22 protein-coding genes are annotated in these 24,534 nt (G+C 67.7%); 16 read left to right on the plus strand and 6 right to left on the minus strand.

The window, feature by feature from the left end; genetic code table 11:
• Positions 1-56: 56 nt before the first annotated feature.
• Positions 57-770: a response regulator transcription factor gene (locus KLO01_RS09985; RefSeq protein ID WP_147064625.1), complete on the plus strand. Its 714-nt coding sequence runs from the start codon at positions 57-59 to the stop codon at positions 768-770.
• The gene (locus KLO01_RS09990) at positions 767-3,448 is read left to right on the plus strand and encodes a DUF4153 domain-containing protein (protein ID WP_147064626.1); all 2,682 of its coding nucleotides are present in this window, start codon (positions 767-769) and stop codon (positions 3,446-3,448) included. The genes KLO01_RS09985 and KLO01_RS09990 overlap by 4 nt, the downstream gene beginning before the upstream one ends.
• Positions 3,449-3,560: 112 nt before the next feature.
• Here KLO01_RS09990 and KLO01_RS09995 read toward each other — a convergent pair whose 3' ends face one another.
• On the minus strand, positions 3,561-5,198 hold the full coding sequence (locus tag KLO01_RS09995) for an alpha/beta fold hydrolase (RefSeq protein WP_147064628.1): 1,638 nt from the start codon (positions 5,196-5,198) through the stop codon (positions 3,561-3,563).
• A gap of 145 nt (positions 5,199-5,343) precedes the next feature.
• Here KLO01_RS09995 and aroQ point away from each other — a divergent pair, with 145 nt between their 5' ends.
• The 5 genes from aroQ (at position 5,344) to KLO01_RS17185 (ending at position 6,714) form a co-directional block, all read left to right on the plus strand.
• Positions 5,344-5,787, plus strand: coding sequence for a type II 3-dehydroquinate dehydratase (gene aroQ, locus KLO01_RS10000; RefSeq protein ID WP_147064630.1), 444 nt, complete (start codon positions 5,344-5,346; stop codon positions 5,785-5,787).
• Between the two features lie 47 nt (positions 5,788-5,834).
• On the plus strand, positions 5,835-6,023 hold the full coding sequence (locus KLO01_RS10005; RefSeq protein ID WP_147064632.1) for a hypothetical protein: 189 nt from the start codon (positions 5,835-5,837) through the stop codon (positions 6,021-6,023).
• Positions 6,024-6,106: 83 nt separating this feature from the next.
• The gene (locus KLO01_RS17175; protein ID WP_186827996.1) at positions 6,107-6,283 is read left to right on the plus strand and encodes a hypothetical protein; all 177 of its coding nucleotides are present in this window, start codon (positions 6,107-6,109) and stop codon (positions 6,281-6,283) included.
• Positions 6,284-6,301: 18 nt separating this feature from the next.
• Entirely contained in the window at positions 6,302-6,463 is a 162-nt protein-coding gene (locus KLO01_RS17180) for a hypothetical protein (protein WP_186827997.1), read from the plus strand.
• Positions 6,464-6,555: 92 nt separating this feature from the next.
• Entirely contained in the window at positions 6,556-6,714 is a 159-nt protein-coding gene (locus KLO01_RS17185) for a hypothetical protein (RefSeq protein WP_186827998.1), read from the plus strand.
• 23 nt (positions 6,715-6,737) lie between these two features.
• On the opposite strand, the gene KLO01_RS10010 is transcribed toward KLO01_RS17185, so the two are convergent.
• Complete coding sequence (locus tag KLO01_RS10010; protein WP_147064634.1) at positions 6,738-7,109, minus strand: VOC family protein; 372 nt, start codon at positions 7,107-7,109, stop codon at positions 6,738-6,740.
• A gap of 169 nt (positions 7,110-7,278) precedes the next feature.
• Entirely contained in the window at positions 7,279-8,916 is a 1,638-nt protein-coding gene (locus KLO01_RS10015; RefSeq protein WP_147064636.1) for an HNH endonuclease signature motif containing protein, read from the minus strand.
• A gap of 119 nt (positions 8,917-9,035) precedes the next feature.
• Here KLO01_RS10015 and icmF point away from each other — a divergent pair, with 119 nt between their 5' ends.
• The 5 genes from icmF to KLO01_RS10040 all read left to right on the plus strand — a co-directional run bounded on the left by icmF (position 9,036) and on the right by KLO01_RS10040 (position 17,470).
• A complete protein-coding gene (icmF, locus tag KLO01_RS10020) occupies positions 9,036-12,287 on the plus strand; it encodes a fused isobutyryl-CoA mutase/GTPase IcmF (protein WP_147064638.1) in 3,252 nt (1,083 codons plus the stop codon).
• A gap of 350 nt (positions 12,288-12,637) precedes the next feature.
• On the plus strand, positions 12,638-13,444 hold the full coding sequence (locus KLO01_RS10025; RefSeq protein ID WP_275938379.1) for a DNA adenine methylase: 807 nt from the start codon (positions 12,638-12,640) through the stop codon (positions 13,442-13,444).
• 8 nt (positions 13,445-13,452) lie between these two features.
• Positions 13,453-14,631: a metallophosphoesterase family protein gene (locus KLO01_RS10030; RefSeq protein ID WP_186827999.1), complete on the plus strand. Its 1,179-nt coding sequence runs from the start codon at positions 13,453-13,455 to the stop codon at positions 14,629-14,631.
• On the plus strand, positions 14,628-16,508 hold the full coding sequence (locus tag KLO01_RS10035; RefSeq protein WP_147064645.1) for an ORC-CDC6 family AAA ATPase: 1,881 nt from the start codon (positions 14,628-14,630) through the stop codon (positions 16,506-16,508). Before KLO01_RS10030 ends, KLO01_RS10035 begins: the two co-directional genes overlap by 4 nt.
• Before the next feature lie 5 nt (positions 16,509-16,513).
• Positions 16,514-17,470 carry a hypothetical protein gene (locus KLO01_RS10040; RefSeq protein ID WP_147064647.1) on the plus strand — a complete coding sequence of 319 codons (957 nt, stop codon included), beginning with the start codon at positions 16,514-16,516 and terminating at the stop codon, positions 17,468-17,470.
• Between the two features lie 172 nt (positions 17,471-17,642).
• Here KLO01_RS10040 and KLO01_RS10045 read toward each other — a convergent pair whose 3' ends face one another.
• Positions 17,643-18,380 (minus strand): IclR family transcriptional regulator, encoded by a 738-nt coding sequence (locus KLO01_RS10045; protein ID WP_246136144.1) that lies wholly within the window; start codon positions 18,378-18,380, stop codon positions 17,643-17,645.
• A 117-nt stretch (positions 18,381-18,497) separates the two neighbouring features.
• Here KLO01_RS10045 and KLO01_RS10050 point away from each other — a divergent pair, with 117 nt between their 5' ends.
• Together KLO01_RS10050 and KLO01_RS10055 are read left to right on the plus strand one after the other, a co-directional pair.
• A complete protein-coding gene (locus KLO01_RS10050; protein ID WP_147064651.1) occupies positions 18,498-18,914 on the plus strand; it encodes an MFS transporter in 417 nt (138 codons plus the stop codon).
• 257 nt (positions 18,915-19,171) lie between these two features.
• Entirely contained in the window at positions 19,172-20,512 is a 1,341-nt protein-coding gene (locus tag KLO01_RS10055) for a vanadium-dependent haloperoxidase (protein ID WP_147064653.1), read from the plus strand.
• 92 nt (positions 20,513-20,604) lie between these two features.
• On the opposite strand, the gene KLO01_RS10060 is transcribed toward KLO01_RS10055, so the two are convergent.
• Complete coding sequence (locus KLO01_RS10060; protein ID WP_147064654.1) at positions 20,605-20,826, minus strand: hypothetical protein; 222 nt, start codon at positions 20,824-20,826, stop codon at positions 20,605-20,607.
• 176 nt (positions 20,827-21,002) lie between these two features.
• Between KLO01_RS10060 and KLO01_RS10065 the strand changes: the two genes are divergently transcribed.
• Entirely contained in the window at positions 21,003-21,494 is a 492-nt protein-coding gene (locus KLO01_RS10065; RefSeq protein ID WP_186828000.1) for an Hcp family type VI secretion system effector, read from the plus strand.
• Between the two features lie 66 nt (positions 21,495-21,560).
• Here KLO01_RS10065 and KLO01_RS10070 read toward each other — a convergent pair whose 3' ends face one another.
• A complete protein-coding gene (locus KLO01_RS10070; protein ID WP_371860269.1) occupies positions 21,561-23,762 on the minus strand; it encodes a DEAD/DEAH box helicase in 2,202 nt (733 codons plus the stop codon).
• A gap of 251 nt (positions 23,763-24,013) precedes the next feature.
• Between KLO01_RS10070 and KLO01_RS10075 the strand changes: the two genes are divergently transcribed.
• Positions 24,014-24,496, plus strand: a complete 483-nt coding sequence (locus KLO01_RS10075) for a heme-degrading domain-containing protein (protein ID WP_147064660.1) — start codon at positions 24,014-24,016, stop codon at positions 24,494-24,496.
• Positions 24,497-24,534: the final 38 nt, after the last annotated feature.

Below are 24,534 nucleotides of genomic sequence, written 5' to 3' on the forward strand. Positions count from 1 at the left end.
AGATCTCCACAGGTCGTGCCCACGCGACTCGCAGGGAGGCTCCTACTGTCAGTGGCATGACGACAACAGGTGCGGGGACCGTGGGCGGACCGAAGGCGACGGTGCTCGTCGTCGAAGACGAGCCGACGATCAACCAGGCCGTCACCGACCGCCTCCGCGCCGAGGGCTACGCCGTCCACCAGGCGCACGACGGTCCCGGCGCCGTGGCCGCCTTCGGTGAGCACGCTCCTGACGTCGTCGTCCTCGACGTCATGCTCCCCGGCTTCGACGGCCTCGAGGTGTGCCGCCGCATCCAGGCGATGCGCCCCGTCCCGGTCCTCATGCTCACGGCGCGTGACGACGAGACCGACATCCTCGTCGGCCTCGGGGTCGGCGCCGACGACTACGTCACCAAGCCGTTCCGGATGCGCGAGGTCGTCGCCCGCACCCACGCCCTCCTGCGCCGCGTCGAGCGCGCCGCCGAGCTCGCCTCGGTGCCGGCGCCCACGACCCACGTCGGCGAGGTCCAGATCGACGGGCCCGCCCGACGCGTCACCGTCGACGGCGCCGAGGTGCACCTCACGCCCCTCGAGTACGACCTGCTCGCCGCGCTCGCGGCCACCCCCGGAGCGGTGCGCTCGCGCGAGCAGCTCATGAGCGAGGTGTGGGGCTGGTCCGACGCCTCGGGCACCCGCACCCTCGACAGCCACGTGAAGTCCCTGCGCGCCAAGATCGGCGCCACCCGCGTCCGCACCGTGCACGGGGTGGGCTACGCCCTGGAGACGACGTGAACACCGTCGAACCCCTCGAGGGCGTCGGCTCGATCAAGGTCAAGCTGGGCCTCCTCGTCGGCGCGAGCTGTGTCGTCGCCGCGCTGTTCGCGACGATCGGCGACCGTGCGGGAATGCCGATCTGGCTCACGCTCCCGGTCACCGTCGCCCTCGCCCTCGCCGTCGTCCAGTGGCTGGCCCGGGGGATGACGGCGCCCCTGCGCGAGATGACGCATGCCGCGAGCCGGATGGCCGCGGGCGACTACGCGCAGCGGGTCTCGACGGCGTCCACCGACGAGGTGGGGCAGCTCGCCCGCGCGTTCAACGCCATGTCGGCCGACCTGGCCGACGCCGACTCGCAGCGCCGACAGCTCATCGCGACGGTGTCGCACGAGCTGCGCACCCCGCTCACCGCGCAGCGGGCGCTGCTCGAGAACCTCGTCGACGGGGTCGTCCAGCCGGATGACGCAGCGCTCAGGGGTGCGCTGACGCAGTCCGAACGCCTGAGCGACCTCGTCGGCGACCTCCTCGACCTCTCCCGCATCGACGCGGGTGTGGCCCCGTTGCGCCTGGAGGAGGTCGGCGTCGCGGACCTTTTGCGTGGAGCGGTCGCCGAGGCGGAGCTCTCCTCCCGCACCGTCACGCACGTATGCCGTGTGGTCCCGGAGGACCTCGCCGTCACGGCCGACCCCGCTCGCCTCAAGCAGCTCGTCGCCAACCTGCTCGACAACGCGGCCCGGCACAGCCCGCCGGACGGCGAGATCCAGCTCGTGGCAACGGCTCTCGACGACGACGGCTGGTCGCTGGACGTCATCGACCAGGGCCCGGGCATCCCCGCCGACAAGGCCGCCAGCGTCTTCCGCCGGTTCGGCACCGGCGACGACTCGGGGGGTGGCACGGGCCTGGGCCTGGCCATCGCGTCCTGGGTCTGCGAGCTGCACGGCGGCTCGATCTCCGTCCTTCCCACCCCGCCCGGCGGACGAGGCGCGCGGCTGCGCGCGGTGCTGCCACGGCATACCCGATCCCGTGTCCGTGAGGCGAGCACGCCTGCGGCACAGACCATCTCGGAGGTTCCCATGACGACCACGCCCGTCCCACCACCTGCGCAACCGGCGCAGCCCGCGCGACCCGCGCGTCCCGGCCAACCCGCGGCCGCGACGGCCTCGACCGGCGTCGCGAAGCCCGGACCGCCGCCGTTCACCGACCAGCTCTTCGGGAAGTTCTGGCCCGAGGCCGGCCTGCGGCCGCAGCCCCAGCTGCTCATCGGTGCCCTGCTGCTCGGCCTCTTCGCGTCGATCACGCTGCCGGACAGGCGAATCGGTGTCGCCGCCTGCCTCGTCGTGCTGCTGGCCGCCGGACTCATGCTCCGGGCATCCACGGAGAAGCGCGGCCCCTGGAGCGTCGCGTGCGTCGTGGTGGGGGTCGCCCTCACGATGATGACGGTGGTGCGGGCGACCGAGTGGATCGGGGTGCTGTCCGTCATGCTCGCTGCGCTGCTCCTCGCGGCGACGGTGACGCGGGCGCGCTCGTTCATCAGCATCCCGCTGTCGGCGATGTCGTGGGTGCTCGCCGGGCTGCGCGGGCTGCCGCTGCTGGGGCGCACGCTCACGGCGACGAGCCGGATGCCCCTGCTCTGGCCGGTGCTGCGGACCGTCGCCATCGCCGCCGTCGGGCTCGTGCTCTTCGGTGGGTTGTTCGCCTCGGGCGACGCGATCTTCGGGTCGTGGGCGCAGTCGCTCGTGCCGGACCTGCGCTGGGACACGATCATCGCCCGCATCTTCGTCTTCGTCTTCGTCGCCGGTGTCGCGCTGGCCGGTGCCTACCTCGCGCTCAACCCGCCGAGGATCGCCGACCTCGACGTCCCGCGGGGTGCTCCCGTCCGGCACCGGTGGGAGTGGCTCGTGCCGCTCGGAGTCGTCATCGCGCTCTTCGCACTGTTCCTCGTCGCACAGGCCACGGCGATGTGGGGCGGGCACGAGTACCTCCGGGAGACCACCGGCCTCACCTACGCCGAGTACGTCCACGAGGGCTTCGGCCAGCTCACGACGGCGACGTTCCTCACCCTCGTCGTCGTCGGCATCGCCACCCGGAAGGCGTCGCAGGAGACGGCGTCTGACCGGCTCGCGCTGCGGGTCTCGCTGCTGGTGCTGTGCACGCTGACCCTGGCCGTGGTCGCGTCGGCGCTCTACCGGATGTCGCTCTACCAGGAGGCCTACGGATACACCGTGCTCCGCGTCTTCGTCGACGGGTTCGAGCTCTGGCTCGGGCTGCTCATCGTCCTCATGATGGTCGCGGTCGTCCGGCTCAACGGGACGTGGGTGCCGAGGGCGGCGCTCATCTCGGGGGCCGTGCTGTTCCTCGGGTTCGGGCTGATGAACCCCGACGGCTGGGTGGCGTCGCGCAACATCGACCGCTTCCACGCGACCGGCAAGCTCGACACCTACTACCTCGCCGGCCTCGGCGTCGACGCGACGCCCGCGATCCTCGCCGGGCTCGACGACAAGCAGGCCGCGTGCGTCGTCACCTGGCGCATGGAGAAGAGCGCCGACCGCAGCGACGACGTGCTCTCGTGGAACCTCGGCCGCGACCGTGCCTTCGACGCCGCCAAGGGCAGGGACCTCACCGTCGACCCGACGTTCTGCAAGGGCTTCGGCGACGGCTTCGTCCCGACGGACACTCGCTCCGAGATCTTCGACTGATTGCCCCACCGCGAGGTGGGAGAACTCGACTTATTGCCCGTTCGGGCTGCTCCGTGGACGCCGCTTGTTCGCGGGGACGGACCCGAACGGGCAATAAGTCGGTGTGGAGGGGTCAGCGGGAGTTGGCCGCCTGCAGCTCCTTCCTGAGGTCGGCGCTCATCCCGGGCTGTGCTGCCGATGACCGGCGGGCCGTGGCGCTCGTGGCGCTCGCCGGCGTCGCGTCGGGCGGGGGCACCGGCTCGCACTGCACGTCGGAGCGGTTGCCCGCCTTGCGTGGGTCGAGTGCGCCGGTGAGCAGGTAGTTCGCGATCCGGTCATCCGTGCACGAGACGCCCGACAGCGACCCGGAGTGGGTCGTGCCGCCGACGCCCTCGATGAGGACCGACTTCGGGAACCGCCTGCGGACCTCGAGGGCACCGGGGAACGGCGTCGCCGCGTCGTTGGTCTCGGCGATGAGCAGGATGCTGCCCACTTTCGAGCCCTTGACGTTGACGGGCTTGCCCGGTGTGGCGTCCCAGTCGAGGCAGGGGGCGTTGTACCAGGTGTTGTTCCACGCGAGGAACGGGTGCTTGGCGTGGATCCGCCAGGCGTCGCGCTCCCACGTGCGCCACTTCGTCGGCCACTGCGCGTCGCTGCACTGCACGGCGTTGTAGTTGGCGAAGGTGTTGTCGGAGCCGGGGCCCGTCGGGTCGCCGTAGTAGTCCTTGGCCGGACCGAAGTCCCCGTTGACGGCTGCGGCGAACATGTGGGCGGTGCCGTCCCAGTCGTAGACGTAGTAGGCCGCGCCGGTGAAGATGTCGTTCCACTCGGCGGCACCGAACGTGCCCTCGGGCTGCTCGGCGAGCCGGTTGAGGATCCGGTAGTACGTGCGCAGCAGCGCGCGACCGTCGGTGCCCAGGCCGTACTCCGCGTCGTGCTCGGCCACCCACGAGAAGAAGGTGCCGATGTTCCTGTCGAACTGCACGTCCTGGTTGAGGTTCGCCTCGTACCAGACGTCCTTGGGGTTCACGACCCCGTCGAAGACGAAGCGTCGCACCCGCTCGGGGAACATCGTCGCGTAGACCTGCCCGAGGTAGGTGCCGTACGAGAAGCCGTAGTAGTTGATCTTGTCGGCACCGAGGGCCTTGCGGATGGAGTCCATGTCCTGGGCCCAGTCCGTCGTCTTCGTGTGGTCGAGGAGGATCGCGCCGGGGGCCGCGGCGCAGTCGCGGGCGTACTGCCGCGCCTTCTCCCGCCACGCGCGCATGATCTCCCGGGTCTCGGGGACGTAGGGCGGGCGGCCCGGTGCGAAGTAGTCGGGGTCGCACGACAGCGATGGCACGCTCTCACCCACGCCACGAGGGTCGAACCCGATCCAGTCGTAGGGGTCGCCGCCACCGTTGGGGACGGCGCCGCCGAGGCGCGCCAGACCGAGTCCGGAGGCGCCGGGGCCGCCGGGGTTGGCGAGCATGACGCCCTGAGCGGCCGCGTCCGAGGTCTTGTGCTTGATGCGCGAGACCATGATCTTGATCTTCATGCCGGACGGCTTGCGGTAGTCGAGCGGAACGGTGAGCAGTCCGCACTGGGCGCCCGCAGCCTTGAGGCTCGCGCGGACGCAGGTGCCCCACGGGATCGGGGGCGGTGTGTATGCCGGCGTGCTGGTGTGCGAGCCGGTGGGCTTGGTCTGTGGTGTCGCCTGGGCGCCCGAGGCCGACGCGAAGCCTGCGCCGAGCAGCCCGACTGCGGCCACGGTGGTGACCAGCTTCCTCATGAACCCTCCTGTGGGGTGTGGACGGACCGCAATGTCGCGGCCCTTGGCCACATTGCCGAACCCGGCGGGTCCGCAAAAGGTTCGAATGGGTCTTGCGGAACGGAGGCGGAGGTCCCTCGCGCTGCACGGACGGCATACTCGGCGCATGGACTCGACGACGGTGCTCGTCCTCAACGGCCCCAACCTCAACCTGCTCGGTGAGCGCGAGCCCGAGATCTACGGCAGCGACACCCTCGCCGACGTCGAGGCGCTGTGCCGCGCGGCGTGCGAGGCGGCCGGGCTGACGCTCGACTTCCGACAGAGCAACTCCGAGGGCACGCTCGTCGACTGGGTCCAGGAGGGACGGCGCGGGATCGCCGGGCTGGTCATCAACGCGGCGGGCTACACGCACACGTCGGTCGCGCTGCGGGACGCGATGTCGGCCGTGACAGTGCCCAGCGTCGAGGTGCACATCAGCGACATCCATGCGCGCGAGGAGTTCCGGCACTTCAGCTACCTCACCGACGTCACGGACCACCAGGTCATCGGGCACGGCGTGGGCGGCTACGTCGAGGCGATTCAGTGGGTCGCGACGCAGCAGCACGGCTAGCCTGACCGTCCGGGCCGGACGCGGCTCACCGGCAGCAGGGGGCACCCATGGTCTGGATCGTCGTCGGCATCGTCGTCGCCATCGGGCTCCTCGGGTGGTACTTGAGTCGGCGTGACTCCTCCAGTCGCGGTCAGGTCGCGTCGCACTCGTCGGTGGACGCCCAGGCTCCGTTCCGCCAAGAGGGCAACGGCGGCGGTCTCGGCGGCGGATCCTTCACCGGTGGCGGCAACACCTGAACCCCGGTTTCACTCCTGTCCAACGGGCGCCCCGACCGCTAAGTTGGGCCCACGCTGAGGTTCCATCAGCAGGGGAGGCAGTCATGTGGCAGCTCATCGTCGGTTTCGTCGTCGTCATCGCCGTGCTCGTGTTCGTGCTCAACCGCCGTGGCAGCGGCGGGCTCAGTTCCTCCACCCGTGACACCGTCGAAGGTGCCCTGGCCGAGTCCCGTTGGGAGGGGCGCGGTGGCGGCTACGGTGGCGGCACCGGAGGAATCTGAGCGGCGGGGGGGCCCAGCATGAAGTACGTCCTTCTCATCATCATCGTCATCGCGATCCTGGCGTGGTACCTGAGCCGCCGGGGCTCGTCAGGACCGACGCAGGGCTCACCCGATGCGGCCCCGGGCCACCTGCACCAGCAGCTGCCGCGTGACGGCGGCATCGGTGGCGGGGGCGTCTAGGGCGGGTTCGTCCGAGGCATGTTCGCAGGCCCCCGAGGGGGCCTACCGTTGATCACCGGACCCGTACGCGGCCCGGAGGATCGGAGCACCCCATGTGGATCTTCGTTGCCATGATCGTCGTCATCGTCCTGCTCGTGTTGTACCTCAACCACCGAGGCGCGACCGGAGCGGGCGACAACTTCGCGTCGTCCGAGGCAGACGCCCTCCCGCACCTCGGCGCGGAGTTCGGGCAGGTCAAGAAGAAGCGCTGAGGCCACCGGCGGCCACGGCCGCGTCACCCCTGGCGCACGATCTGCTGGAGCGTCCAGCGGTTCCCGTCCGGGTCCGCGAACGTGACGAACCGACCCCACGCCTGCTCGTCGACCTCGCTCGCCTCGACACCGGCCTCCACGAGGGCAGCCCGCGTCGCATCGGCATCGTCGATGACGACCTGCACGTTGCGCATCGACCCGGGCTCGTCCTCGCTGATGCCCTCGCCGAACGCGATCGAGCAGGCCGACCCCGGCGGCGTCACCTGCACGAACCTCAGCCCAGGCTGCACGGTGTAGTCGTGGTCGACGTTCCACCCCAGCTTCCCCTCGTCGAACTCCTTGGCCCGGTCGGGGTCACTCACGGGCACGAAGATGAGCTCGATGCGGTAGTCCATGGCTGCTCCAGTCGCCTCGTCGTCGCCCGGACGCCGTCGTCCAGGACGCTGGAGACGACGCTAGACCCGCACGCCGACAGCCCGCTCGGCGTCGCCGTGCCCCGCTTGAGGGCTCCCCGGCTGGCGACGCGCACGGTGACCCGACCAGCCGGGCGCCTGCCTCACTGGATCAGGCTGCTTTGGAGTCAGGGCAGGACAGGACGGCCTCGGCCAGTGCCTCCGCCTCGAGGTCGTCGGCGAGACGCAGCAGCACCGGCTCGGGCAACACCGACGCCCACCCATCGAGTGGCCCGGTGTCGAGCCGGACGCGTCGGCCATCACCTCGACCCGGCGCTCCCCGAGCGTGCCGCAGCTCGCGAAGACGACCCTTCAGCTCCCTGTCGTAGCTCCCGATGTCGAGGTCCCACGTCACCGACCGACCGTGCTCGTCGGGTGGATGGACCGCAGCGATGAGGCGTCTGTCATGGACGAGGGTGTGGTGGCGCTGGCACAGGAGCGCGGCGTTGACGAGGTCCGACGGCCCGCCGTCGACCCAGTGGACCAGGTGGTGCGCCTGCGTCCAGGCCGCCGGTGCCGTGCAGCCGGGGTAGGTGCATCCGCCGTCGCGGTGCCAGAGCGCGCGTCGCTGGGCTCGGGTGTAGAGCCGGGTGGCGCGACCGAGGTCGACGACCTCACCGTCGGCGCCCAGCACCACCGGGATAAGGTCGGCGTCGCAGGCGAGCTGACGCACCACCGACGGTGCCAGCAAGGTCCCGGCTGCGCGCGAACCCATGACGCATCCGCCCCCGTCACCCGAGAGGCCCGAGCCTCCAGGGCCAGCGCTGGCCGAGCCTCCGCCGCCACCAGACCCCGAGCGGCCGATCCCGGCCACCCCCGCCAGCCCAGCCAGCAGCTCGGCCAGCCCCATGCTCACGTGCAGGGCGGTCGACGCCGCTCCCGGCGCCGCGGCCGCACCCTCAACCGACGCCACCCGCCCCAGCACGGACGCCAACGCCTCGACCCGCCGCTGACCGGCACCGGGCATGTCAGCCGCGCCGGTCTCGGGGTCGGGACACGGCTTCGACAGCGGTCCGATGGCGGCCTCGAGCCGAGCGGCCTGGTCGGGCGTCATCGCCATGCGGTACTCGGTGAGGTCGCCCTCGGCGACGACCGGACTCGACAGGAACGCCCCGCCGCGAAGTCGGCGCTGCTGGTCGTCGAACTCGCCCTCGAGCCCGTATGCCGCCACGAGCCATGGCCGGATCCGGCGTGCCTCGGCCTGCCCCCGCCGCACGCCGTGGTCGAGGATCGCGCGCGTCACGGTCGGCACGGCCTCGGGCACGAGCAGGTCACGCATCCGGGCGACCTCGCGCAACGCCGTGAGCGCGAGTCCCACGCCCACCTCGCCCGTGAGCACGCGCCCCCACACGATGCCCTCGGGCCGCCCATCGTCGGCATAGGCCCCCGCCTCGGGCCCGCCACGCGACCACAGGCCACCCGGGGTCGAGGACGCCACGTCCTGCGCGAGCTGCGCCACCTGACCCGCGCCACCCTGTCGCAACGAGGGCGCGTGCTCCCGCACCCACGCGTGCACCGAACCGGCGCCGCGCCGAGCCGACGCGAACTCGCCCCGATGAGCCGCCTCCGCCGTGACCTGCACCTGGGCCGCCCGGGCCCGCGCGGCGACCTCGTCGGCGGCCGCCATGAGCTCCGCGAGATCCTGCCCGGACAGCGTCGCCAGCGCATCGCCGACCCCGGCGAGACCGTCGCGAGCAGCACCCAGGACGGCACGCAGATCCGCTGCCCCCACCGCCTGCTGCTCGCCCATCGAGCCCTCCCTCACCGACTACGACGAACCTATCGGCGAGCACTGACAGCGGTCGGGGGCGGACGGCATACACCGTTCGTGACTTCCGGGTACTTAGTAGGACGTCCTACTATTTCTCCATGACTGCGACGTCCCCTGAGGCTCCCGAGCTCCACGTGCCCACGAACCCGGTGCGCATCGTCACCGCCTCGAGCCTGTTCGACGGGCACGACGCGTCGATCAACATCATGCGGCGGATCATGCAGAGCCAGGGTGCGGAGGTCATCCACCTCGGGCACAACCGCTCCGTCCAGGAGGTCGTCGACGCGGCGATCGAGGAGGACGTCCAAGGCGTCGCCGTCTCCTCTTACCAGGGCGGCCACGTCGAGTACTTCGAGTACCTCGTCCAGCTCCTCGCCGAGGCCGGCGCCGGCCACGTCAAGGTCGTCGGCGGTGGCGGTGGCGTCATCGTCGCCGACGAGATCAACCGGCTGCGTGAGGCGGGCGTGACGATCTTCAGCCCTGAGGACGGCCAGCGGCTCGGTCTCGTCGGGATGATCAACACCGTCATCGAGGACTGCGACACCGACCTGTATGCCGTCCGCTCGGCCGACATGTCGGCCGTCCTGTCGGGCGACCGGGCCGCCGTCGCGCGCGCCATCACCGGCGCCGAGACGCGCAAGCTCAGCGACGAGGACCGCGCCGAGCTCACGCGCGCAGCAGAGGGACGCCACGTCCCCGTCGTCGGCATCACCGGCACCGGTGGCTCGGGCAAGTCGAGCCTCACCGACGAGCTCGTTCGCCGCCTGCGCGTCGACCAGCAGGACAAGCTCCGCGTGGCCGTCGTCGCCGTCGACCCGACCCGTCGCCGCGGTGGCGGCGCGCTGCTCGGCGACCGCATCCGGATGAACTCGCTCGACGGCGACCGCATCTTCTTCCGCTCGCTCGCGACCCGCGGCGGCCGCGAGGTGCCCGAAGCGCTCGAGGACGTCATCACGATCCTCAAGGCCGCGGCATACGACCTCATCGTCATCGAGACGCCCGGCATCGGCCAGGGCGACGCCGCGATCGTGCCGTTCGCCGACGTGTCGATGTATGTCATGACGCCCGAGTTCGGGGCGCAGAGCCAGCTCGAGAAGATCGACATGCTCGACTTCGCCGACCTCGTCGCCATCAACAAGTTCGAGCGGCGCGGCGCCATGGACGCGCTGCGCGACGTGGGCCGCCAGCTCGTCCGCAACCGCAACGCCTTCGGCAAGAAGCCCGAGGACATGCCGGTCTTCGGCACCTCCGCCGCGACGTTCAACGACGACGGCGTCACCGCGCTCTACCAGGAGCTGCGAGGCCTGCTCTCCGAGAAGGGCCTCGAGTTCTCCGAGGGCGTCCTGCCGCCCGTCGACGTCCGGCACTCGTCGGTGCTGCGCCAGATCGTCCCGGCCGCGCGGGTGCGCTACCTCTCCGAGATCACCGACACCATCCGTGGGTATCACTCGCAGACCGAGGCGTATGCCGCCCACGCGCGTCGCGTGCAGCGGCTCGAGTTCGTGGACGACGAGCTCGCTGCTGCCGGTCATGAGGACCACGCCGTCGACCAGCTGCTGGCCGAGGTGCGCAAGGCGCTGCCGACCGAGGTCGGCGAGGCGATCGAGAAGTGGCCCGCGACCGTCGAGGCATATGCCGGTGACGAGCAGGTCGTGCGGATCCGCGACAAGGAGCTGCACACCTCGCTGGTCAAGGAGTCGCTGAGCGGCAACAAGATCCGCCGTGTCTCGGTGCCGTCGTTCGCCGACCACGGTGACCTCGTGTCGTTCCTGCGCCGCGAGAACCTGCCCGGCTTCTTCCCGTTCACCGCGGGCGTGTTCCCGTTCAAGCGCGACAACGAGGACCCGGCGCGCATGTTCGCCGGTGAAGGTGACCCGTTCCGCACGAACCGCCGCTTCAAGCTGCTGTCCGAGGGGCAGCCGGCGACCCGCCTGTCGACGGCGTTCGACTCGGTGACGCTCTATGGCCGCGACCCCGACCCGCGCCCCGACATCTACGGCAAGGTCGGCACCTCCGGCGTCTCGATCGCGACGCTCGACGACATGAAGGCGCTCTACGACGGGTTCGACCTCACGTCACCGTCGACGAGTGTCTCGATGACGATCAACGGCCCGGCGCCGACGATCCTCGCGTTCTTCCTCAACACGGTCATCGACGGTGAGATGGCGAAGTTCTCCGAGCGGGAGGGGCGCGAGCCCAACGAGGAGGAGGCGGCCGGCATACGGGCGCTTGCTCTTGCGTCGGTGCGCGGCACGGTCCAGGCGGACATCCTCAAGGAGGACCAGGGGCAGAACACGTGTCTGTTCTCGACCGAGTTCTCGCTGCGGATGATGGCCGACATCCAGGAGTGGTTCATCGAGCAGCAGGTGCGCAACTTCTACTCGGTGTCGATCTCGGGCTATCACATCGCCGAGGCCGGGGCGAACCCCATCAGCCAGCTCGCGTTCACGCTGGCGAACGGGTTCACGTATGTCGAGGCGTATCTCGCGCGCGGCATGGACATCAACGACTTCGCGCCGAACCTATCGTTCTTTTTCAGCAACGGGATGGACCCGGAGTACTCGGTCATCGGGCGGGTGGCTCGCCGGATCTGGGCGGTCGCAATGCGCGAGAAGTACGGCGCGAACGAGCGGTCGCAGAAGCTGAAGTACCACGTGCAGACGTCGGGTCGGTCGCTGCACGCGCAGGAGATGGACTTCAACGACATCCGCACGACGCTGCAGGCGCTCATCGCGATCTATGACAACGCGAACTCGTTGCACACCAACGCTTTTGACGAGGCGGTGACGACCCCGGGGCCGGACTCGGTGCGTCGGGCGCTGGCGATCCAGATGATCATCAACCGCGAGTGGGGCCTCGCGATGAACGAGAACCCGCTGCAGGGGTCGTACGTCATCGACGAGCTGACCGACATGGTCGAGGCGGCGGTGCTGGCGGAGTTCGACCGGATCTCGGAGCGCGGGGGAGTGCTCGGGGCGATGGAGACGGGCTACCAGCGCGGGAAGATCCAGGACGAGTCGATGCTCTATGAGCACCGTAAGCACGACGGATCGCTGCCGATCATCGGTGTCAACACGTTCCGCAAGCCCGACGCCGAGGGTGGGACGCCGCAACACGTCGAACTCGCACGGGCGTCGGAGTCGGAGAAGGAGTCCCAGCTGGCCCGGGTCCGGGCGTACCGCGAGGCGCACTCGGTCGAGGCCGAGGAGGCGCTGGGCCGGCTGCACGAGGCGGCGATGTCGGGCGACAACGTGTTCGCGGTGCTCATGGATGCGGCACGGGTGTGCACGCTCCAGCAGGTGACGGACGCCTTCTTCGAGGTGGGTGGCCAGTACCGCCGCAATGTTTGATGGTGCTCCCAGCCATGCTGCCGCGCGAACTACATCAGCATGCGCGTCCGTTGGGCGCAAGGCCGCGTGATGTCAGGACCGACTGGCTTTTGATCGGCGCACTTTCCCACCCAGACCTGACCACTTGGCCGAGTCGCACCGGCGGCTGAGGTGGGTGAGCCCACCACACTGGAGAAGCGAGGAAAGCTGCGGCCCGGGAGGGGAAAACTCGGCCCGCGTGTATGCAATCGAGGCCGGATGTCGCTCGGTAGGGTGAGCGACGGATCTGTGCGCCGTGCGGCATAAGTCGCTAGCATCCGCACCAGCCGAGTGTGAGGTATACCTGAGTGAAGGGCGTCGAGGGGGCCGTGATGGATTCGCCAATCCGATGGGCAGGGAGCAAACGCGCCCTTCTGCCAAGGCTGCGCGCAGCCATGCCGACCGACTACTCCCGATATATTGAACCGTTCGCTGGGTCGGCGTGTCTATTTTTTGAAGCGTCCCCGCGGTCTGCGATCCTTGGCGACTTCAATGGTGAGTTGATTCGCGCCTTTCAACATCTTCAAATCGACGTGGAAGCAGTCATCCGTGAAATCCGGCGTTGGGATGAGGATGGTGGTGACTACTATGATGTGCGAGCCTTGCAACCCAACATTGGATCATCTGCTGAGGCCGCACGATTTCTCTACCTCAATCGCTTCGGGTTTAACGGAGTCTACCGGACAAACCGATTGGGCCATTATAATGTTCCCCGGGGAGCGCGTACTGGCAAGCTTCCGTCGGGCGATGACTGGCGCCGCGTTTCACGGGGCCTTTCGACTGCAAAGCTGCGACATCAGGATTTTAAGCGAACCATCGCGCTTTCTCGCGCTGGCGATTTCTTGTATGTCGACCCCCCCTACGTCACCACCGCGCGGAGCACGTATGGCGAATACGGGTACGGGTCATTTGAAAGCAGCAAAATGCAGCAACTGCGGGCCAGTCTTCAGCGTGCGGACTCGCGCGGAGTGAAGATCATGCTCTCTTTTGGCTCGATTGAAGGCTTCGAAGATCTTCTGGAGGCATGGACAGTTGTCGAGATCGAGACGACACGAAAAATCGCGGCTAAACTCGAATCCCGTTCTCGGGTGGGTACAGAGATTCTAGCCGTCAACTACTCCGCCCGAAGTTTGATATGACGAGCCATGTGAAGATCGCCGTCATCAGTGATATCCACGCGTACACGGCGGCGCAGCTTGAGCCGGGAGAGCTCCGTCCCTCGTTCGTGGAGGTGTCAAACCCTTCGGACTTACCTGGCCAGAACCCCTTCTCCGCGTTGAAGGCGCTTATAGATCAAGAGTCGCTAACCGCGGACTTCTTGGTCTGCGCCGGCGACATGGGAGATAAGGCTCACCCAGATGCTATCCGATATTCGTGGGAGCGAGTTCGGGCGCTGGCGAAGCAACTGGGTGACGCCACAATTGTGGTCACTTCGGGCAACCACGACCTTGACTCGCGGTATATGTACAACGACTACGACGCAAAGGCGACCTTGCAGGGTCTTGAGGAGTACCCTTTCGATAGCGGTGCGAAGAACAATGAGTATTGGGCCCGCAACGCTGTTGTGATTGAGACCGAAGCAGTTCGCTGGGCCGTGCTGAACAGCGCGGCATACCACGGTTACGCGGAGGAGTGGAAGCACGGTCGCATCTCCAAAAGGACCCTCGCCTACCTTGAGGAGCTACTCAAGAGCACATCGCAAGACAAGCTGAACGTCCTCGTTTGCCATCATCACGTTTACAAAATTGGATCCGTGGATCTCGGGGACTACAGCGCAATGGAAGCGGGGTCGGCGCTATTGCAGCTCTTGGAATCCGCCAAGTATGGCAACTGGTTGGTCATTCACGGACATCGGCACTGGCCCAGCGTCACGTACGCCCCAGGTAGCAACAGCTCGCCGGTGGTCTTCTCCGCAGGAAGCTTGTCGGCCGTTCTGTACGACGAGCTGGCCGACAAGGCAAGAAATCAGTTCTACATCCTTGAGCTCGATACCCCGCCACAGGCTGGGCGCATGAGGGGCCGATTCAAGGCGTGGGACTGGGTCTCGGACGAGGGCTTCAGTCCGGCTCAAGCTCGCTCAGGTCTTCCTCACGACGGCGGATTTGGCTCAACAAAAGCCGGATCGACCCTCGCAGATGACATCCACGTAGCCTTCGGCTCGTTAGGTGATCAATTCGCCCCTTGGAGCAAGATGGTCGAACTCGTGCCTGACTTACTTCATTCCACGCCAAATGACATGGCGGTGTGTATATCAAGACTAGACACGCACTACGGTCTTATTGTGCTTGAGCACAACGGGCGTCGACACCAAATAGGCAGGGCATGAGTATGACCAACTCAGAAGGAGTCCTTACTCAAGACGCGTTTTCGTCATTTAATGCGCGCGCGGTGCCAGCGCGTGTCCTTGCGAAAGACTTCATCCCACCCTTTCAGTTCGCCACGCTAACTCGCCGCGCCCACACAGTGATTGTGGGTCCCCGTGGGAGCGGTAAGACAACCCTGTTGAAGATGTTGACTCCCGAAGCTCTTCGCGATTCTGACGAAAGCGAGTCCCTGCAGGGGCAACCAGGCGTTGGATTCACTGGCATTTTCGTTCCAACGGACATCAGCTGGAGCGCGCAGCTCGATGCGTATCGAGAACTTGGTTTCTCTGACAGTCAGGCTTCGTCTCTTGTCTACGCGAGTTTTACCACGGCCGTCCTCAGGGCCTTCGTCAGCGCAGTTCATCAACGAGTGACCATCCAGACCCAGCCGCGACTTCTGCTTGTTCCCAAGTTGGCCTTCGAACCCTCGACGGAGGCCAGTCTTGCGCGATCCTGGGCGGACTCGTGGGGTCTTACTCTTAGGATTCCTAGTTTGCTGGGAGTGCGGGCCGCCTTGAGCCAGCAATTGGTCGAGATCGGTCAGTTTGCGACCAAGGAACGCCATCTTTCAGTGGAAGATCGTGGGAAGCGGTTCGCCGATCATCCAGCACTCGATCGGCCGTTGATGGCCGAACTCTCCGCAGGACTGGACAGCCTTGAGTCGGTGTCCCCTGAGTCCATCGGAGAACGCTGGGCGCTCTTGTTCGATGAACTAGAGCTCGCGCCGGCTGAGATACGGGCTGAATTGCTTCGCTCACTTCGGAGTGTTGATGAGCGCTTCCTGTTCAAGCTCTCGATCAGTCCGTTCGGGGCCGACCTCGACCAATTCACGTCGGCTCTGTCGGCGATGCCCGGGCATGATCACGACGAAGTATCGCTGAGTTATGGTCGGAAGGAAGAGGGTATTGGGTTTTCACTTGAGTTGATGGCGGCTATCCTCGCCCGTAGGCGTCACAAGCCCGATGATCTCGCATTCGTCCTCGGGCCGTCTGACTTCCCGGTGGAGTCTACCGTCGCTGTGCCAACGAATGGTTCCACGGAGGCGCGCCGCAATCGCTACTTCCGAGCGCTCTATCGTGACGATCAGACCTTCAAGCGGTACGTTCACAGGCATTCTCAAAGTATCGAGGAATTTTTGGCGCTTGAAGGGGACAGCCGTGCGCAATTTGTCCGTAAGGTAACTCCCATCGTAATCGTCCGCTCTGCTTTTCGCATTCCAGATGACAGCTTTGCTGCCGGGAGTCGGCGATATAAGACAAGGAAGAATCCCGATATATATCGAGGTTTGACATCCTTGGCTACCGTGCTCGAGGGGAACCCGCGATACATCATTGGGGTGATGAACGAACTGCTCGATGAAGCCGGTCAGGGGAAAATTGGCGGACCGCGACAGACCGCCGAGATTACAAGGGCGGCAAACCGCTTTCGCGCTCTTCTGACGACCATCCCGGCCCCGGTCGTGCCTGGTATTCGGCGCCGTGGACTACTTCCCATAATTGACATGCTTGGGACCTTCTTCCGTGAGCGAATCGTAGCGGACGATTTCACGCCGGACCCAATAGGTTCGTTTATTGTCGATTCACACGTTTCGGACGAGATACTCGCCGCAATCGGCAGCCTGTTGAACGCGGGGGCTTTGGTGTACGTGCCGGAGCCGGGCGGCGTAGCCATTCTGACCTCCCTGCGAGGAAAAAGGTTCCGCTTGAACTATTTGCTCGCCTCGCAATATGGCATGCCCCTTCGACTCGAGCGCGAGCAGTCCATCAGCGCGATCGTGGAGCGCCAGAGGATCAAGGGAGACAGCAATCAGCCGAGCATCTTCGAAATCTTGGGGGACTGAACGCCGTGCTGCGGGTCAAAAGTGCTGCACCATCCGACCGGTACGATCTCCTCCTCGGCACATTGGGGTACGAACCCAGGTGCATCCAGGTTCCATCGAAGCTGGCGGGAATCGCAGACAGCAAGCTCGCCTGGGCTTTTGATTCAAAGGGAGTCCTTGCTTTCGATGAGAACCACGCTTGGTATTCTGATGCCGGTTTTCCGATAGCATGGGGTTCGGAGTCGAGTCTCACGGATGCGCTTACACTCGCAATATCGCCCTTCGCCCAGAGAGGCGGTGACTTGTCACTTGCCATTGACATTTCCTGCATGTCGCGAAACCTTATTGCAGAGTTGCTTCTAGCTCTAGATCGGCTGGCTGATGGTCATTCGATATTTGTTGATTTCTGGTATTCTCCTGCTCAGTTCGATCCGGCCGCCAGTAAGGATGCGACGATCCAGATCGCGAAACCAATTTCGCCGGAATTCGCTGGAATAACGTCAGATCCCTTACTGCCGGTTTCGGCCGTCATAGGCGTGGGCTACGAGCCAAATTTGGCTTTGGGGGTTTCCGAGTATCTCGATGCTGCCCAAGTTTACGCATTTTCACCGCGGGGCCACGATCCCGGTTTTGATGAGGCATCGGACGCCGCGAACTCTACTTTCTTTCTGGCGCCAAACCTCGTTCGCCGTTCGGAATACGACATACGTCGGCCACTCGAGCTCTACGCTCGACTTGAGTCCTTGACTTATGGGATTTCTAGGAACAGTCGCGTTGCGGTCGTTCCACTAGGACCAAAGATCTTTGCGCTTTGTGCATTGCTGGTGGCCATGCGAAGCGATCAGCCGTTGACAGTATGGCGCTTCAGCGGTGGGGATGGGATCAATGTCCGACCTACGCGGGCGGGCGGTGAGCCAGTTCATCTGTCGGTCCATTTCTTCAGCGAGTCGGGCGTCCATGAGGGCTGGAGTCCTGAGTCTTGAGAGTCCAGCCTGCGCTTCGTCCGGGCGTCGGAGCCGGGACGGCGGCGTACGGCTCGGAGCGCATAGGGAGGGGCGTGGTTTCGCCACACCTCGATTCTTGTCTCCTATGGGAACTTGGGGCGGGCAGCTCGCTCGAGGTTCGGGTGCTGTGTGGCACCTGTCACCCGTGGAACTACTCAGCTGTTAGTGCTGCGGTAACTGCTCCGGTGGCGAATATCAGGGCTGCGTCAACGCCCGGAAGGTGTTCGGGGTTGTAGCGGACTGCTGGCATCGAGATTGATAGGCCTGCCGCTGCGACGCCCTCGGAGTCGCGGACTGCTCGGCCGACGGCGACGACCCCCTTCTCGGAGAGCCCCCGGTTGACAGCCAGGCCTCGTGACCGGATGCGAGCCAGTGTCCGAAGCAGTCGCGGCACGTCTGGGCGCTCGACCTCGCGGCCGGCATACCGGTCCGCGGAGTACAAGTCCTCTACCTCGCCGTCACTCAGCTCCGCCAGCAGGATCTGCCCACCCGTCACTCGGTGAGCCGGGAAGACCATCCCCTCGCGCGAACCCACCCGCAGCGCTTGGGGCGACTCCACCGACGCGATGAACCGCGCCGTGTCCCCAGTCCGGATCGTGAGGTTCACCGTCTCGCCAACCAGCGCCACCAGGTCCTGCATCGGCCCCAAGGCCGCCGCCCGCAAAGCCGACGTCTCCGACGGCGAGTTCCCCGCCAGCTCGAGCACCGGCCCCGCCCGATAGCCACGGTCAGCGCTCTGCACCGCGAAGTCCCGATAGACGAGCATCGCCAGCAGCCGGTGTGCCGTCGACCGAGCCACCCCCAGCCGTGAAGCAGCCTCCGCCACCGTCAGCCCACCCTCGAGCTGCAACCACGTCGCGAGGCGCAGCGCATGGTCGACGGATGTCACGGCATACGTGGGTTTGGTCTTGAGCTCACGCGCGTTCACTCGACAGGTCAAGCACAAGGGATTCTGCTACCAGAATTCACTGTTCCGCTCCACCGAACGACCGCCACTCTCGAACGCATGGCAACGACGCCCACCCCCACCGCACAGCCCACCCGGTTCCGCCCGGCCTGGCTCGTGATCCTGCTCTGCTGGCTCATCGTGGTCTTCGACGGCTACGACCTCATCGTCTACGGGACGACCCTTCCTTCGATCCTCGCCGAGCCCGGCTGGGGCCTCACCGCCACCAGCGCCGGCCTGATCGTGAGCCTCGCCTTCCTCGGGATGCTCGTCGGGGCCCTGGCCGCCGGCCGCCTCGCCGACGCGCTCGGCCGCCGCCGCACCATCCTCTGGTGCACGCTGTGGTTCTCGCTCTTCACCGCGCTCTGCTACGTCGCCCCCAACGCGAAGACCTTCGGCGCCTTCCGCTTCATCGCCGGCCTCGGCCTCTTGCCCAGCGCCGGCGTCCGATGCTGTCGCAGCAGGTCACCCGCCTGACCTACCCGACCATCACCCGCAGAGACCCTCGCCAACGATTCGACGGAGGTCAGGGTTTTGGTCTGAGGCAGGGGAGTCGGGGCGGGTCCGGCTGGACCCGCCCGCGCCACCACCTTTGGTCATTGCGGGGTGTAGGCCGCAGTGCCTTGATGGTTGGATGCGGCTGCGTCTCGTGGCCGGGGTGGCAGGGCCTCCCGAGGATTCACCCGATGCGTCGCAGCAGTGACACAGCGCGCGAATCCAAGGAGGCGACAGCCATGTCACGACGTCGAACCATCGCAGTCCTCACGGCGGTCGGGACACTCATCGGTGTCCTCGGCACGTCCAGCGCCTCGGCGCATCCGCGACCCCCGGCAGACGCCAGCGAGGTCGTCCACTGGAACCAGGTCGCCACGTCCACCCTGGGCGCCATCCCCGGCCCCGACGGCGGCGCCCCGCCCGCCTTCGCGATCAACATGGGCATCGTCCAGGGCGCCGTCTTCGACGCGGTCAACGCGATCGGCCCCAAGAAGTACCGCTCCTACGTCCTTCACCAGCGGACGGGCTCGAAGGCGTCGGTCGACGCGGCAGTCGCGACCGCGGCATACGACGTCCTGTCCTCACTCGTCTCGAGCGCACCGGAACGCGTCCCGTTCCTGACCCGTGCGGCCCTGCTGGGCACGCTGTCGACCGAGCGTGACGCCTCGCTCGACGCGATCCACCACGGTTCGTCCAAGCGGCAGGGCATCAGGATCGGCCACGCTGCCGCCAGGGCCATGCTCGAGGAACGCGAGGGGGACGGCCGGTTCGGAGCCTCCGCCTGGGTGTCCGACACCCGCGTCGGGCACTGGCAGCCGCTGATCGTCAACGGCGCACCGGCCCTCGACCCCACCCCGTGGGCCGGGAACGTCACGCCGTTCACGCTGCGGAGCACCTCGCAGTTCCGCTCGGCTCCACCGCCGGCCCTCGACAGCGCGCAGTGGGCGACCGAGTTCAACGAGGTCAAGCTCCTCGGCCGGGCGACCGGGTCCACGCGCACCGAGATGCAGACCTACATCGCCAAGTGGTGGCAGAGTCCGTCGGTCTTCAGCTGGAACGAGGTCTCGCGCCAGCTCATCCAGCGCACCCACCTGGGTGCGGCGGACAGCGCCAGGCTGCTCGCCCTGCAGAACCTCAGCGGCGCGGACGCGGCGATCAACTGCTGGAACGACAAGTACCACTTCGACTTCTGGCGACCGTGGAACGCGATTCCCCGCGCAGCGGACGACGGCAACGACGCGACCGCGCCCGACCCGACGTGGACGGCGCTCATCACGGCGCCCTATCCCGAGTGGGTGTCGGGGCACAACTGCCTCGACACGGCGAACACCACCGTGATGCGGGCCTTCTTCGGCGACGACCCGGTGGGCGGGCCGTTCGACATCACGAGCGTCGCCGCCAACCCCGGCGGTGCGGCCGTGAGGTCGTTCGACACGTTCAGCGAGCCGTTGAGCGAGCTCATCGAGGCGCGGATCTGGGCGGGTCTGCACTACCGCAGCGCCGACGTGGCCGGACAGCTCCTCGGCCGCAACGTCGCGAACTACGCGATGGTGCACTACCTCAAGCCCGTCCATCGGTGACGGCCGGAGGCGCCTGACCAACCGGTCAGGGAGGCGTGGGAGGGTCCGCGGGTGGCGCGGGCCCTCTCACCACGCTGAGGGCGTCAACCGCCTCAGAGCTTGGTCATCTTGCGGAACGGCGTGGGGATCCGCAGGGTGGCGTCGGTGAAGTCGACGGTGGCGCCGAGGGCGTCGACGCCGATGACCCGACCCAGGCCGTAGGAGTCGTGGAGCACCCGGTCATCGACGACGAAGAGCTCGACCTCTGGCTCGACGCGAGCCGCGAACGGGCTGTTGGCGTGACGAGGGCGCTGTGGTGCTGATGACGTAGCCATGGGATCCCAGTATGGCCGCTCCGGGACCGGGTGGCGAATGCCCCGTGATCCTGAGCACGCGCCGGGCGCGCCGAACGCGCCGACGAAGCTCCCTGTCGGGGGTTGACACGGAGCCCGGGCAGGGCGACCTTGAGGACATCGGTCACGTGGGCCATCTCGGCTCCTGGGAGGACGCCATGACGCTGTCGATCTTCGCCCGCATCGGGGACATCAAGGGCGAGTCGCACGACTCCCGGCACCGGGACGAGATCGAGGTCCTGTCGTGGCTGTGGGGGCTCTCCCAGAGCACCACCGCCGGTCGTCCGGGCGGCGCAGGCGGGGGTGGCGGGCGGACCGGAAGGCCGACCGTCCACGGCCTCACCTTCACGCACTCCGTCGACCGGGCGTCGCCGCTGCTCATGAAGGCGTGCGCGAGGGGCGAGCACATCAGGGACGCGACCATCACGGTGCGCAAGGCCGGCTCCGGCCAGCACGACTACCTCGTCGTCACGCTCACCGACGCCCTCGTCTCCAGCGTCTCGACGAACGTCGACGCCGAGGCGGGCACGACGATCGAGGTCGTCGTGCTCGAGTTCGGCAAGGTCGACATCGAGTACCGCCCGCAGAAGCCCGACGGCTCGCTCGACACGGGGATCCACTTCACCCACGACCAGAAGGCCCAGCACTAGCCGGGTCCCTTCGGGGCCGCCTGCGCCGCCGGGGCCGCCCGGGCGGCCTGCGCCGCCCGACCCTCGTCACTCGAGGGTGAGCAGGTCCCCGTCCGCGATGGTCGACGGCTCGGACCGCAACGCCTCGGTGAGCAGCGCCACGAGGGCCTCGAGCTGGACGTCGGCCGAGGAGCCGACCTCCTCGTCGGACCCGTCGAGCGCCCGGGCCGCGAGCCCGGCCTTGTCGTCGATGAGCTGCGCGAGCTGCGAGTCGATCGTCTGCGCCGCGATGATCCGCCACGCGGTGACGGGCTCGGTCTGGCCGATGCGGTGCACGCGGTCGATCGCCTGGGTCTGCTCCGCCGACGTCCACGACAGCTCGGCGAGCACGACGTTCGAGGCCACCTGGAGGTTGATCCCGACACCGGCCGCGGTGAGCGAGCAGACGATGACCTCGACCGAGTCGTCGGTGAGGAACGCCTCGATGTTCTCCTTGCGTGCCTTCGGGCTCTGGTCGCCACGGATCGATGCGTAGCCGATGCCCCGCTTCTCGAACGTCGCCTCGGCCACGTCCATGACGTCGAGGTGCTTGGCGAAGAAGACGACCTTGCCGACGCTGCGGGCGAGCTGGGCCGCGTAGTCGGCCGCGAGCCCGGCCTTGGCCTGGCCGATCTTGCGCATGAGCGTGAAGACGTTCTCGCCCTTCTCGCCCGAGCCTGTCCCGGTGTTCTTGAGCTCGGCGGCCGCGACCCGTCGCACGAGCTCCTCGTCGATGCCTTCCTTCTCGGCCACGACACCGGACTCCTTGCGGGTCGCGAGGGTGTAGCGGTAGCGCTCCATGAGGCGGGCCGCGAGCTCGGCCTCGGCCGCGCGGATCGATCGGCCCACGGCGTCGTCGAGCTCGACCGGCAGGTCCGCCACGCGTCGCGCCGGGATGTCGGAGGCGACGTCGACCTTGCGGCGACGCACGATCCCCATGTCGATGACCGAGGTGCGCGCGGCGGTGTAGAAGCCGTGGTCCGACGGCGCCAGCCCCGTGTCCTCGAGCTTGGCCATGAGCGCGGGACGCGGCTTCTTGTCGTCGATCCACCCGAGGAACTGCCAGATCGCCCGGAAGTCCTCGATGTCGTTGATGAGCGGCGTACCGGTGAGCGCCATGAAGAGCGCGTTGTGGGTCCGCTCGCGGATCTTCTCGGAGAGCGCGAGCACGTGCTGCGAGCGCTGCGAGGTCTTGTTCTTGATGAAGTGCGCCTCGTCGACGACCATCCCGCGGAAGCCGTGCCGGCCGAGCCAGCCGACGTGCCGGTCGAGGATCTCGTAGTTGACGATGACGATGTCGGCGAAGCCGTCGATGCTCTCGCCGTCACCGTGGATGACCGTCGCCGAGCGGCGGGGGGTCCACAGTGCCGCCTCGTGCGCCCAGTTCGCCTTGACGACGTTGGGCACGACGACGAGCAGGGGATAGGCGCTGGCGGCCTCGGCCGCGAGCAGCGCCTGCGCCGTCTTGCCCAGACCTGGCTCGTCGGCGAGCAGGAACGTCCGGTGCCCCTCCGCCGCAGCGGCGACGACCTGGCCCTGGTGGTGCATGAGCTCGAGGTCCTCGATGCCGTGCACGACGCGACCCGGCTCGGGCAGCGGCATGCAGGAGGACTCCCCGCCGTACTCGAACGACCGGAACAGCGGCGACAGCAGCTCCCAGCTGCCGAGCCGGTTCGTCTTCGGGCGGGGCGCCTGCGCCGCCGAGAAGTCCGGCGCGAGGAACGGGTTGGCCAGCTGACGGGCGATGACCGTCTGCGGGATGACGGTGCGCGGCGCCGGCGCGGCCGAGCCCATGACCTCGGGCTCCGGTGCCGCCTCGGGCTCCGGGTCGGGCTCGAGCCCCGCGGCCTTGAGCATGTCGTTGCGCAGGCTCGCGGCGGCGGGCGAGACGGCGGCGCCGTCGGCCAGCAGGGCGAGCAGCGTCGTGTCGCGCGCGGCCGTCTTGGCGAGGATCGTCGCGATCCCGTCGAGGCGGGTCATCATCGCGGTCCGCTCGCCCTCGGAGATCGTCGCGTCGCTCCTCACCCGGGCGCGCTCCTCACGAACCAGCAGGGCAACCACCTGGTATGCCGTGCGCTGGTTCGGGCGGATCCGTCCCCGTTGCGCTGCGGCCTCGACCTGGCGCACGGCCTTGGCCAGCACGGGGATGATGCCCTCGCCGTCGCGCTCCTGGGGATGACGGCGGTCACGTGACGGCGTGCGCGATCCGTTGCGGGTCGCACCGCCACGTCGCTGAGGTCGCTGTGCCAAGCGGAAACCTTCTCCTGTGTCAGGCACGGCCTGGGCGCGCGGAGCGGCGCCGGACCACCGTGCAGGGGCGCCGCGGTCGCCGCGCCGGATGCACGGCATACCGGCTCGAAGGCGAACGCGTTGCGGGGGTGACACCCCGGCCCCTTGTCGCTGAAATCGCCCCCGCCGAACGCCGGGACGCACTCCAAGGCTACGTCCTCGGTGGCCGCGACGGGTACTTCGGGCCACACGCAGGTCGATACGCTCGGGTCGTGACCGCACACGACGCCTGGCCGACCCTCGACGAGCTCGAGCGACAGGAGGCCGACGTCGTCCTCCCCGAGCTCACCGAGCAGGTCGCCTACAACCTCGGGCGTGCCGCCGTCGACGCGGCGTGGCCGGACGCGCTGCCGATCGTCGTCGGCATCTGGCGCGGCGACCACCAGCTCTTCCACTGCGCGCTGCCCGGGTCGACGGCCGACAACGACGAGTGGCTGCGCCGCAAGGGCCGGGTCGTGCGGCGGTTCGAGCGCTCCTCGCTCTACATGGGTCAGGTCTGCCGTGACGCCGGGACCACCCTGCAGGCCAAGTTCCTGCTCCCCGAGTCCGAGTACGCCGCGCACGGTGGCGCCGTCCCGCTGCGCGTCGCGTCGGCCGGGGTCGTCGGCTGGATGGGCGTCTCCGGGCTGCCGCAGCGCGACGACCACGCCTTCGTCATCCGCATCCTGCGCGAGCACCTCGCCTCACGCTCCTGACCTGCACGGCCTCCGTATGCCGGGCCCCCCGGGACGGG

The sequence above is a fragment of the Knoellia locipacati genome, from assembly GCF_007992835.1.
Taxonomy (GTDB): Bacteria; Actinomycetota; Actinomycetes; order Actinomycetales; family Dermatophilaceae; genus Knoellia; species Knoellia locipacati.